Origin of the sequence: Myxococcus sp. RHSTA-1-4 (genome assembly GCF_020037125.1) — a bacterium.
Taxonomy (GTDB): domain Bacteria; phylum Myxococcota; class Myxococcia; order Myxococcales; family Myxococcaceae; genus Myxococcus.
In genome coordinates this window covers 59,757-71,864 of the sequence record NZ_JAIQDG010000049.1, presented here as the reverse complement: position 1 = coordinate 71,864, position 12,108 = coordinate 59,757, and the positions used below count along the sequence as shown (strand labels likewise).

Genomic DNA, 12,108 nt, shown 5'->3' with positions numbered 1-12,108 from the left:
AAAGCCTTGAGAACTCTCCACTTATCGGTCGGTCGCTACGCGGTGTTCCCTCTACCCGTGATCGATCCGGGCTAGTCCCGACAAGCTACTCTGTCAGGGTGAACGCCTCGACAAACCCAAGCCGCACGACACTGGCCTGTGCCCAAATTACCCGGGGCACTACAATATCAAGAAGATAAAGGGGAATAGCGGACGAAATGGGTCTGTGGTGTGCTGCCCATGTTGCGAACGGGATGGTTTTTCTCCTGAGGTAAGATGTGGATTCCGATAATGATTGCCTGGAGGTGCAGGAATGTCGAAAGGTAATGAAAGACTTGTGGCTGGGCTGATTGCGCTTTCAGCAGGAGAGTTGGCTGAGGTGCTGGCGCAGGCTGGCCTTGGAAAGCTTGTGCATGCGCCACAGCGACTGCTTGTTCCCTTTCAGGAGTTCGAAAAGCACCGTGAATTCCTTGAGCGGGGTGGAGTAGCTTATGACTACGGTTTTCCTGAACGGACTGAGATCGGGCACCTCGTGCTGCCCTATGGCACACGGGCATGGTCAGCGCCGATGGTTCAATTGCCAAATGGTAGCATGTTCATTGTTGCCACGGTCGGGAGCGCATCGCAGAGGTTGATTGTCCCGTTGGAAAATGCCTTGGGATAGCCAGTTGCGTATTTCGGTCGTGAATCGAGTTGATTGAAATTTGTCCAACCTGTCGCCCGTTGGCGGCAGCGTCGATCGGACGCCACTTCGCCTGCACGAAGCTGAGCTGCTCTGTCAATTACAAAGCCTTGCGCTTCAGCTCCCGCCCGGGAATCCCGGCCACCACCGCCCTGGGGGCAACGTCGGACGTCACCACCGCGTTCGCCCCAATCACGGCCCCGTCACCCACCGTGACGGGGCCCAGGATGTGCGCGCCCACTCCGACGAACACATTGCGCCCAAGCCGCGGCGCCCCCGGCACCCCGAGTTTCGGCTCCACGCTGACGTTCTGCGAGAGGAAACTCCCCTCTCCAATCTCCACGCCGGGCGCGACCACCACGCCCATGCCGCCGTAGCCCAGCTCCACGCTCGCGTGGAGCCGTGCCTCCAAATCCACGTGGCACTGGTGCATGCGCTTCCCCATCGCTGCCACCACCTCCGGCAGCAGGGGCACGCCCAGCGTCTTCAGCCGCTTCGCGGCCCGGTAGAAGGTCAGCGCCGTCGGACCCATTTCGCCACCATTCGCCGGGCCACGGGGACCCAGCGGAACTTTGCCTGGTACAGCGCCCGGCCCCTCAGTGATGCGCGATAGATGAACAGCCAGTGGTGCGGGCGCACCGTCTCCGTCCACTCGCGCTTGAAGGGTGCCTCATCTCCCAGCAGGTCCAACTCAGCCAGCCCGCGGCCGATGCAGTCCTGGATGAGCTCCTCTGTCAGCAGCTGCCCCGGGCTCACCTCCGCGAAGGACTCGTCGTAGCCCGGCTTCATCGCCAGGTATCGCCCCCCGTACTCCAGCCCGTACTGGAACGCGATGGCGCGCCTGTCCAGCCGCAGCGAGTACAGCCCCAGCCATCCGGCCCTCGCCGCCACCCGCGCCAGGTCCGTGTAGAAGGCCAGCCGCTTCTGGCTCTGCGCAATCGCCGTCCCGCGCCGCGCCTTCCAGCCGCTGCGCTCCAGCGCGAAGCCCTCCGCCAGCCGCTCCGCCAGCCGCTCGCCTCCCGTCACCCGCTCCAGCGTCACCCGGCCGCGCTCCTCCAGCCTGCGCCGCCGTCTCCGCAGCGGCTTCGCGTTCTTCCCTCGCTCGCGCTGCCACGCGTCCACCGTCCCCGGAAGCAGCAGGTACGGCGAGCGCGCGCTCTCCCACGTGCCACAGGGCAGCCCCGCCTTGCTCGCCGCTCCCAGCATCGCGAAGGCCGCGCCGCCCTCGGGCACGTCCGCCAGCCGGAGCATGTCCCAGCTCCGGTCCTTCAGCAGGTGCCGCAGGAAGGCCCTGCCCGCGCGTTTCGGGTCCTCCGCCAGCAAGTCGAAACGGCATGAGTGCTTGTTCGTCAGCGACAGCAACTGCCGCGCCGGCAGCCCGTACTGTCGCCCCCATGCCGCACGCAGCGGCAGCACCGCCACCAGCCTGCCCTCGAGGTCCCTCCCCGTCAGGATGCGCAGCCGTGCCTCCGGCGCGAAGTGCCGCAGCCAGCAGCTCACGTACTCGTGCCGGTAGAAGACCTGGTCGTCCGTGCGCGCCACCAGGTCATTCCACTCCCGCGCCAGCGCGTGGAACCCGGCCAGGTCGCGCACCTCGCTCACGCGGATGGAGCCCTGGCGCGCGTAGTACATCGCCCGCCGCCGTGCCCCCAGTGCGACCTTGTTCTTTCCTGGGACTCCGGCCTCGGCACGCGTGCCCCTCGACACGTTGGCGGCGCCGGGAGCCCTGGGGAAGGGAAGCTCCTCCATGAAATCCTCTCCTCGGTTGTCGCGTCCGTCCCGGGCTCGATTCACTCAGTTCGCCGGTTCCCCCGCGTCGTCCACCGGCGCACGTGCCACCGGTGCATCCTTCGCGGCCGGCTCGCGCTCCTCCTTGGGCTTCGCGGGCGCCCCCACCACCGGGTTGGGCTCGCCCGGGACGGGCCGGGGAACCGGCACCGCCACGTCGTCGCGCTGCGCCTCCAACGCCTCCTCGAACACCTCTCGCAGCGGCGGAGGAGCCACCGGCTCCCGCGCCACCGGCTGCGGCTCCACCGGCTGCATGCGCTCCTCCGGCTTGCGCTTGCCGAACCCCGCCAGCAACCAACCTCCCTTCTGCCGCTCGTACAGCTTGCGCGTCTCCAGCGCCGCCCGCGCGTGGGACACGCGTCCGTTCACCAGGTCCTCCAGCAGCAGCTCGCTCAATCTCCGCCGCTGCACGCTGTCCAGGTAGTCGAACACCTTCTCCACCTTGCGCGTGACGGACTGCATGAGCGTCTCCGTCCCCGTGTGCCGCAGCGCCGCCAGCCTCGCATCGTGCGTCGCCCGGGCCCGCTCGGCCAGGCGGCGCATCCGCTCGGCCTCATCGGGATTCTGGGCACGCAGCGCCAGCCTGGGGAGCACCACCCGCGCCATCCCCGAGTCCACCAGTCCGGAGTCCGCGAACGTCTCCAGCGACTCCAGGGCACGCCGCCGGGACTCCGCCGAGCCCTTCTGGAGCGCCTCCAGCGCCGAGCCCACCCGGTCCAGCGCCCGCCACCGGTACACCCAGTCCAGGCCCGTGCCCTTGATGTTCTGCGCGCCCATGATGCTCACGCTCAGCCCCGGCGGGACGGCGCGCGCGCACGCGTCGATGACCTGGTCGCCCGTGGCCCCCGCGTCGTTCACCGGCACGAGAAGCTCCAGGTACAGCTCTCGGTACGCCTCGCGGAACTTCCGTTGGAACTCCGCCACCGCGCCGTCCTCCGAGCCCGCCCCGGGCAGCGCCCGTCGCAGCCGCGCGTGCACCACGAGCCTTGCCAGCGTGTACAGCGCGTGCTCTCGCACCTCGTCCTTCGTCGCCGGAGCCAGCACCTCCGGAGCCGCCGGGTCCTCGCGCACCGGCGTCTCGCGCAGCGCCGCGTCCAGCACCGGGCCCATCTCGCGCTCCAGCGCCTGGCGGACCCGTGCCACATGGAGCTCGTCATCGGCCGCGCCGAGCGCCGACTCCACCGCCGCCACCAGCTCCGGCGTGCGCGCCGCGGTGAGGCCCGCGCCCCGCGCGTACAGCCCCAGCCGCTCCAGGAAGGCCCTGGGCGTGGGCCGCGCAATCTTCAGCCGCGCCAGCTCGCGCGTCAGGCGCGCCTCGGGCCTGCTCGCGTCCGCGCCTGGGACGAGGTCCTCCGGGGCCACCACCTCGGTGCGCTGGAGGTAGCGGTCGAGCGCGTCACGCACGTACTTCTGGAGGCCCTCCAGGTTGGTGCCGATGAGGACGTGCCGGTCCGCCGCCGCGTCCTCCACCATGATGCGCGCGAAGACCTCCGAGCGCGCCACGCGGTCCCACCGGTTGTTGATGACGGTGATGACGGCGCGGTCCGGCTGCGTCTCCGGCTCCACCGTGTCCAGCCCGGTGCGGCGCCAGTTGTTGAGGAAGCCCGTGCGCTCGTTGGCCGAGTGCCCGTTGATGAAGGTCAGCTTCCGCCCACGCACCTTCGCGCTCGGGAAGACCTTGAGCACGCCAATCTCCGGCTGGACGTGCTCGGCCATCAGCGCCAGCGCGTACGAGCGTGGCACGCCGAGCTGCTCGCCCAGCGTGGCCACCAGCGCCATGTTGCGCGGGTGCTCGCGGTAGGGGAACAGCGCGAGCAGTTCCTCCGGAATCAGCTCCGCCTCCCACCACGCGCTGTGGTGCAGCGCCGTGCCGCCGTCCTTCGCCGCCCGCTGGAACAGGGGCAGGAAGTGGTCCTCCGTCGTCACCACCCGGCCGCCCTTCGGCATGAACTTCGTGATGACGGACGCCACGTCCATGCCGGCCGGGCCCTGGATGTCCTCGTGGTCCGGGTACGCGTTGGTCAGCGTGGCCAGGTCATCCTTCATCCAATCGTTCTGGAGCAGCTCCACGAAGTTGGGCTGCAGGGCCATGCACTCCCAGAGGAAGACCTCCGTGCCCAGGCGCGCGCCCAGCTCCACCATGTCCTTCTGCTCCCAGATGGTGGCCTTGTCGTAGGGACGGAAGATGAAGAACTCCGCCGGCGCGCCGCCCGGCGCGGAGTGCACGAACATCGCCTCCGAGCCCGTCGTCTTCGCGAAGACGTCGAAGCCCAGGCCGGTGAAGAGCGCCGCCTTCAGGCGCTCGGTGCCGGACTTGCCGCGCGTGCCCCAGCCGCCGATGCACAGCGGCATCTGGGCGCGCGCCTGCCGCACCCGCTGGCGCTTGACGTACGTCTCCCCGAGGAAGACGGTGAAGAGCGCCGCCGTGAAGATGCCGAGCGCCGCGACGCCGTTGCCGCCGGTGCCCAGGAAGTAGCCCTCGCTCTCCATGATGCGCTCGGCGAGCAGCGCCAGGAAGCCGCTCTCCAGTCCCGCCAGCGTGGACGAGTGGAGCCGCGGACCCTGGCGCGCGTCCGGGTCCCCGAAGAGGGTGGACAGCGTGCGCGGCACCGGCGCCCGCGACTCGTACGGCGAGAAGTGCACCAGCACGCCGAGGTCCTTCTCCACGTGCTCCACGAAGCGGCGGCGCTCGCGCGGTTCTTCACCTTGCAGCGACGTGAGCCGCAGCGCCGACAGCCGTTGGTACTCGCGCGTCACCTTCAGCCGGTTGCGCAGCCGCCGCGCCAGTGAGGGCGGAGGCACCAGCACCGTGGTGCCGTGGCTGCTGAACAGGTGCACCTTGCCATTCGCGCGCAGCGGGAGGTCCAGCAGGTCATCCACGGTGGGAAGGTGCCGGCCCCAGCCGCCCTGGCTGGCCACGTGTACTCGCTCGCCCGGCACCACCGTCTCCGTGATTTCGTCCAGGTGCCCCGGGTGCGCCCGGAGTGTGCCCGGCATCACCCGGCCGGTGGTGTGCAGGAAGGCCTGACGCTTGTTGGGCGCGGGCGTGCGCAGCTCGTGGAGGATGCGCCACAGCCGGCGCTTCTTCCGGTCTCCCTGCCACAGCGTCAGCGCGCGCTCCGTGCGCTCCGCGTAGAGGCCGTATCCGTCCCGAGACAGGTCCGCGAGGATGGCGCCCAGCCAGGCCGGCTCCTCCGGCATCGGCGGCAGCCCGTCCGGCAGCGGCTCTAGCGTCACCTTCGTGCGGCCACCGGGGCGGAGCTGCTCCACCCGTTGCGCGAGGTACCGCGTCCACGCCAGCCGCGCGGGGTCGGCGGTCCGGCGGAGCACCTGCTCGGCGTTGGCCGCGGTCTCCAGCACCGGACCTTCCGTGCCAGGGCGCGTGCGCAGCGTGGTGAGGGCCTCCGTCAGCCGCGTGTGCGTCTCACCCAGGCCCGCGCCGCCGAGTGTCTCCGCCAGCGCCGCGGCCTGCTCGCAGGCCACTCGCAGCACGAGCGCGTGGGTGTCTCCGAGGAGGACGTCCACCAGCAGGCCGAGGGCGGAGTCGCGGACCGAGGACTCCTGGCGCGCGGCCTCCACGGCGGCGAGCACCGCGGCGGCGCGCACGCGAGGACTCTGCGTGGCTCCATCCAGGCCCGCGAGCTGCCGCAGGAGTGACTGGCCCTCCCTCCGGGGCGCCAGCAGTCCGCACAGGCCCATGCGCACGAACTCGCTCGGGTCGTGCGTGGCCGCCTCGGTCAGCAGGGGGAGCAGGTGCTCGGCGGGAAGCAGCGGCGTGGCCAGCTCCAGCGCCTGTCTCCGGAAGAGGAAGTCCTTCGCGGAAGGGTAGGGGCCGCGCATCCGCTGGCGCAGCAGGGCGACGCCCGCGAGCGGGTCCGTCACCAGTAGCGCCCGCAGCGCTTCCGCCTGGAAGAAGGGGCTCGTGTCCTCCTGGCCCACGAGGCCCGACAGCACCGGGCCGGCCTCCAGCAGCCCCGCCGCGGACGCGGGCGCTTGCCGCACCAGCGCGTGGAAGCACTCCAGCGCGGCCAGCCGGTTCTGTGCTCGCGGCGCGCCCACTGCACGGTTCAGCAGCTCGCTCGCGAGGGACGCGAGGACCGCCGCGTGCGTGATGCGCGTTTCTTCATCCAGCCGCCGCAGCACGCCGGTGAGGCACCGCAGCGCCGTCTCCTCCTCGTGGAGGAGACGGTGCCGCTTGCGCTCCAGCCGCTCGCGCAGGGCATCCAGTCCCATCCACCGGTCCAACGCGCGCAGGTCCTCGCGGCGCTCCTTCCGGTCCTTCACCGTCTCGGTGAGGTGGTCCACCAGCACCTGCCGGCGTGCTGTCTCGTCCGCTGCTTCGTTGTAGCGCCGGGTGAGGGCGGCGGCGTCCGCGTCCACCACGGCCACTTCCGCCACCAGGGCCTGCAAGGCCTCGCGCAGCCACAGCGCGTGTCCATCTCCTCCGCCGTGTGGGCGTGGACAGGAGTCTTGCAGACGGCGGGCCAGCCTCGTCACGACAGCCTGGCGTACGCGCCGGTAGAGGGGAGGGAGGGCCTCCAGGAGCAGGTCTTCCAGCAGCTCAGACGACGGTCGCATGTCGTGGGCAGAGCGATGCATCGCCCCGGAGGGCTGCCGCTGGGGGCCTGTCCCGCGTTGCGCCGCGGACACTTCAGTCGAGGGAACGTCCTGCATCGAGCAGCTCCTCGAACTCCTCTTCCGGAGGAGTGATGTCCCGCAGGCCACGGCTGCCCATCCAGTCCCAGCGCGCGCCCAGGGAGAACACGTTCTGCAACCCGAAGGGGCCTGACAGCAGTGCCCGGTCCTCGGCGTAGAGCATCAGCCGGCTCCCCGTCCCCATCCACACGTTCCAATCCAGCCTTCCCGCCACACGGTGCCGCGGATACGCCTCTGAACGGTGCTCATCCTGGAAGCGGTAGGACAGCTCGTACCCAAGCTCCGCCCGGGTGCCGCGCAGCGGCCCGCCCAACAGCGCGGCCCACCTCACCAGCCCCCCCGCGTGGTCCAGCGAGCCCAGGTCCGCGTTGGTGGTGGCGAAAGTTCCCACCGTGCCCACGTGGTCCTGGAAGGGCTGCCAGCGCAGCGCCAGCCTCGGCATCAGGCGGCGCGGGTGGTCCTCGCCATACCGCCAGTACACCCCCTGGTCGTAGCGCGCCGGGTCCACCGCGGAGCCGCCGTGCGACGTCTCCAGCGCCAGCCCCAGGCCGGGCACCAGTCCCAGGTCCGGGCTCAGCCGCACCCACCGGTCCACCGAGGCCCGGCCCCGCGCGCTCCAGCGCAGCACGTCCTCCACCGACTGGCCGAAGAGCGAGCCCTGCACGTGCAGCCGCAGGTCCAGCGGGAGCTGCCTCAGGTACAGCGCCGAGGTGGCGCCGAACACCGTGGGCTGGCCCGCCGGGTAGCGTGCCTCCGGCTGGAAGCGCAGCCACGCGCGCTCCTTCACCAGCTCGCGGCGCAGGCCCAGGCGCACCTCCATGCCCGAGCGCAGCGGGCGCTCCACCAATTCGCCCTCCTCGACCTCCTCGCGGCGGTACGCCAGCTCCGCGGAGAGCATCCCCGGGCCGCGCGGAGAGAGCACCGGCGGCACGCCCTCCGGCAGCAGCGACAGTCGCGGCGGAAGCGCGGGCCAGGGCAGCGGCTCCAGCCCCGTGGAGCCCTGCTCCCACCAGCGGCCCGGCGCCGCGTCCGGCGGCTCCGCCACGCCCAGCTCCACCCGCACCAGCGCTTCGCCTTCCGGCGACTCCAGGCGCACCTGGTGTGGCCCCTTGCCGGGCAGCAGCAGCCACGTCTCACCCGCGCGGCCCACCGGGACGGAGACGTTGCGCACCGTGGGGTCCGCGTCTTCCGGCAGGCCCAGGCGCACCGGCGGGCCGTCCCCGAGGCCCTGGCCCGCGCCACCCGTGCCATTGCCGGAGGGCACCACCACGCTCGACAGCAGCACGTGCCGGCCGGCCTGGGGCGACAGCGCCCGGGCCTGGATGCGCAGCGCGCCCGGCCCCAGCACCGTCATCACCACCGGCGTGCCCGGCTTGCTGCGCAGCAGCGTCAGCGGCTGCTGCGCGGACAGGGGCTCGGAATCGCTGCCCGCCGCCGACGGGTCGATGAAGCGCACCAGCGCCAGGGTCGGCGCGTCCTGCTTCGCGTGCAGTACCTCCACCTGGTGACGTCCGCGCCCGCTCAGCACCGTGGTCAGCAACGCGGTGCGGCCGTCCTCCACCTGTTGTTCCGCCACGGTGCGGCCATCCACGCGCAGCGCGAAGGTGCACGGTGGCTTCGGGCCTTCCGCGCCCACGCGTGGGGTGGAGCCGCACAGCACCTGGGCTCCCACCGGGCGCGGCTCGCGCACGTCCAGGCTCAGCACGCGCGAGCGGCCCGAGGACAGCAGCCGGCCCTGCTCCAGCGGCCACGGCGGCGCCAGCAGCGCCTTGCGCACCACGTCCGGGGCCGCCTCCTCCGGGTCTCCGTCCGCCAGCGCGTCCAGCAGGCCCGCCGCCTGCTCCGCGTCGCGCAGCCGCTCCCAGCGCGTCCAGCGGCCCGCCACCGCGCGCATGTGACGCACGCGCGGGTGGTCCGCCCAGCCCTCGAGCTGCGCGGCCAGCGCGGCGCCCAGCGGAGCCCCGCCTTCACGCCATGCTCGCGGCGACGACTCCAGCGTCTCCAGCCGGGCCAGCGCCTCCAGCCCCACCTGCGGCAGGCCCGTCTCGCGGTACAGCGCCACCAGCGCCAGCGCCGCCTCCTCATGCTGGCCGGACGCCGCGAGCCAGCGCGCCCGCAGGTAGCGTCGCGCCACCGTGTCCTGGCCGTCCAGGGCCAGCGTCTCCAGCGCGTGCTTCGCGCCCACCTCGCGCGCCTTCATCACCCGCGCCATCAGGTCCTCCGCGCCCGCTCCCGGCAGCACGGAGAAGGCCGGCGACAGCAGCGTGGGCGCGGTGATGGCCTGCCGGAAGCGCAGTCCGTCCCTCGTGCCGTCCCGCAGGTGACCCAGCAGCGCGAGCACGCGCCGGGATTGCTCCGGCGACAGCCGCTGCTGCTCCTTCAGCAAGGGCACCAGGTCCGCGCGGGCGAAGGCTTCCTCCTGGAGCGCCAGCAGCAATTCCGCTCGGGCAAGCCGGGGCTCCGGGTCCTCCGGCGCCTCACGCAGCCGCCGCGACAGGGAGAGCAGGGTCTCCATCGCGGACGCTCCGGCGGCGGCCATCGCGGGCTCCGAGCCGTCCATGAAGACGCTCGCCCCGCGGCGCACCGAGAGCGCGGCGAGCAGCGGCGTGTCCCTGGCCTCCGCCTCGAACCACACCTCGCGCGCGAGTGGTGGCAGCACCACCACCGCGGACACGGGCGCGCCCGACGTGCCCTCCGCGCCCTCCAGCGCGTGGTGCCGCGAGTCCGCCTTGCCCGGCATCAGCACCAGCCGCCGCGGCCGGCCCACGTCGGTGTGCATGCGCAGCGCGAGTGGCTTGGAGACCTCGCCCATTACCCGGAGCTGCACGCGCACGGGCGTGGACAGCTTCGCGTCCGGCACGCGGAAGCGCACCGCCTTCTTGTCCAGGCGCACCGGCCACTGCGTGCGGATGTAGCCCACCTTCGTCACCGCGCCCGGAGCGCCGGCCGGCGGCAGCGAGAGGAAGGCCCGGGCATCGGCGCCGCCCTCCAGCCGCACGCTGTGCTCGCCGGGCGGCAGGGCAATCTCCACCGGCTCGACAGCGGCCAGTGGCAGTAGCGGGAAGGCCTGCTCTCCCACTCGCAGCACCAGCGGCCCTCCCGAGCGGGACGGCGCGAGCACGTAGGCGCGCAGCAGCGTTGGCGCCTCGGCCGGACCGGTGGCTCGCACGATGGCGCTGGCCCCCGGAGCCAACGGCCAGAGCGCGCCACTGGAGGGCGCACCTTCCTCGTCGTCCATCCGCTGCACGTCCAGCCAGCGCGTGGGCACGAGGACGGACGCGTCCTCCTCCGGAGCGGGAGCCACGCGAGTCCAGCGGCTCGCGCGCCACCATGCGGAGCGGTAGCGGCGGCGGACCTCGGTGGAGAGCGGCTCGGCGCGCCAGGCCAGCTCCAGCGCCGCCAGCTCGCGGCTGCGCAGCGGGTCACCCAGCGGGAGCCGCGCCACCAGCCCCGCGGCCTCGGCGGCGAGCCAGCCCGGCTCGGGGAAGGAGGGCGCCGTGCCCAGCAAGGCATGGGCCGCGTCCGCCTGCCGCATGTCCAGCAGCAGCCGGGCCGCGCGCAGCCGCAGGTGCCAGGCCAGCGGCGAGGCTCCGGCGTCGCCTTTCAACGAGTGGAGCGCCTCCGTGGCCTCGGGCGCCCGTCCACCGCTCACATCCTCCAGCGCGACCAGCGCGCGGAGCAGGGGAGGCAGCCCCTTCACGTCGGCCACCGAGGCGAGCCCTGCGTCACCGGAGGCCAGCTCGGGCGCGAGTGTGGCGAGCTGACGCCGCAGTAGCGCGGCCCGGGGGGAGCCATCCGCCTTCACCGTGTCCCAGGCCTTCCTGGCGTAGCCATGCCAGTCCGCCTCCCGGGCCAGCGCCTCGCCCAGCTTCGGCCGGCGCGACGTCACGCGCGCGCGGAGCAGCACCGGGCCGCCGTCCCAGTGCACGCGGTAGGCGTGCCTGCCCGGGCGCAGCGCGACGCGGAGCTCCTCTTCCACGCCCACCCGCTCACCCGAGGGCAGCACGCGCGGCCGGCGCTCCGTGGGCAGGGCTACGTCCGACGCGCCGTCCACCCACGCGGGCTCCGGGGCCACGTCGGCGCGGGACACCGTCACACCTCCGCTGCGCACCTCCACCGAGACGGGCCGAGCCTCCGGGTCCGTCAGCAGCGGGCGCACCTCCAGCGAAAGCACGGCGGGGCCCTCCAGCTCCACGGCCCAGCTCCCGGTGCCTTCCTCCGGGCGCGCCCAGGCCGCGTCCATGCCCTCCAGCGAGACCTCCTTGCCGGGGAGTCGAGGACGCGAGACGCGCAGGCTCGCCCCGCGCAGCGGCGACACCTGGGCCCACTCACGCAGCGCGGCGGCCTTGCGCCACTCCCGCAGGGCCGTGCGCAGCGGCGAGCCCTCCGGCTCACCCTCCGCCATCTGGGACTCCAGCTCCGCGTCCAGGTCCAGCCGCGTCCGCAGCGAGGCGTGGAAGGGCAGTGGCGGGCGCGGCCCCTGGCCGTCCACCCAGCGCAGCAGCGCCTCGCGCATGGCCTCGTCGGTGTGCCCTGTCTCGTGAGCCTGGGGACGCTCCACCCAGATGCGGCCGGGCTTCGTGGCCGTCACCACCCAGACGCTGCCGGGCCCCATGGGCTCGGTCAGGTACCAGCGCCCGGGCTTCTCCGGCACGCCGTCCTCCTCCAGCCTCAAGTGTGGCCCCCGCGCGTCCGCCGTGGGCACGCGCACGAAGCGCAGCGTGCCGGGAGTGCCGGTGACGCGGGCCACGTCCAGCGGCCCCAGCCACAGCGCCGCGCCTCGCTCGGGCCCCACCTCCACGGCGCCCGTCACCTGCGGCACGCCGTCCGGCACGTATGGCGCGGCCGCGCGCACGCCGGCGGGCGGAACCGGTGCGCGCACGGGGCGCACCTCCCAGCTCAGTCCTTCCACGGAACGGAGCTGCTCCGCCGGTGAGGCGGCAAGCACCGCCACCGGCAGCATGACGAGCAGGCCGGCCAAGGAGACGCGTCGTGTGCGGCGT

General features: G+C 72.6%; 5 protein-coding genes. 1 reads left to right on the top strand and 4 read right to left on the bottom strand.

The annotated features are described in order from the left end of the window. Positions 1 to 292 precede the first annotated feature (292 nt). A complete protein-coding gene (locus K8638_RS40800) occupies positions 293 to 643 on the top strand; it encodes a hypothetical protein (RefSeq protein ID WP_223760180.1) in 351 nt (116 codons plus the stop codon). A gap of 118 nt (positions 644 to 761) precedes the next feature. On the opposite strand, the gene K8638_RS40795 is transcribed toward K8638_RS40800, so the two are convergent. The 4 genes from K8638_RS40795 to K8638_RS40780 all read right to left on the bottom strand — a co-directional run bounded on the left by K8638_RS40795 (position 762) and on the right by K8638_RS40780 (position 12,086). Then, positions 762 to 1,193, bottom strand: coding sequence for a serine O-acetyltransferase (locus tag K8638_RS40795; RefSeq protein WP_223760179.1), 432 nt, complete (start codon positions 1,191 to 1,193; stop codon positions 762 to 764). Beyond that, positions 1,175 to 2,410, bottom strand: coding sequence for a GNAT family N-acetyltransferase (locus K8638_RS40790; RefSeq protein WP_223760178.1), 1,236 nt, complete (start codon positions 2,408 to 2,410; stop codon positions 1,175 to 1,177). Before K8638_RS40790 ends, K8638_RS40795 begins: the two co-directional genes overlap by 19 nt. A gap of 45 nt (positions 2,411 to 2,455) precedes the next feature. Continuing rightward, entirely contained in the window at positions 2,456 to 7,027 is a 4,572-nt protein-coding gene (locus tag K8638_RS40785; RefSeq protein ID WP_223760177.1) for a hypothetical protein, read from the bottom strand. A gap of 73 nt (positions 7,028 to 7,100) precedes the next feature. After that, positions 7,101 to 12,086 (bottom strand): hypothetical protein, encoded by a 4,986-nt coding sequence (locus tag K8638_RS40780; RefSeq protein ID WP_223760176.1) that lies wholly within the window; start codon positions 12,084 to 12,086, stop codon positions 7,101 to 7,103. Positions 12,087 to 12,108 lie beyond the last annotated feature (22 nt).

Coding starts and splice junctions, on each gene's coding strand:
- K8638_RS40790 (WP_223760178.1), bottom strand. CDS start 2,410: ATGGAGGAGCTTCCCTTCCCCAGGGCTCCCGGCGCCGCCAACGTGTCG.
- K8638_RS40785 (WP_223760177.1), bottom strand. CDS start 7,027: ATGCGACCGTCGTCTGAGCTGCTGGAAGACCTGCTCCTGGAGGCCCTC.
- K8638_RS40800 (WP_223760180.1), top strand. CDS start 293: ATGTCGAAAGGTAATGAAAGACTTGTGGCTGGGCTGATTGCGCTTTCA.
- K8638_RS40795 (WP_223760179.1), bottom strand. CDS start 1,193: ATGGGTCCGACGGCGCTGACCTTCTACCGGGCCGCGAAGCGGCTGAAG.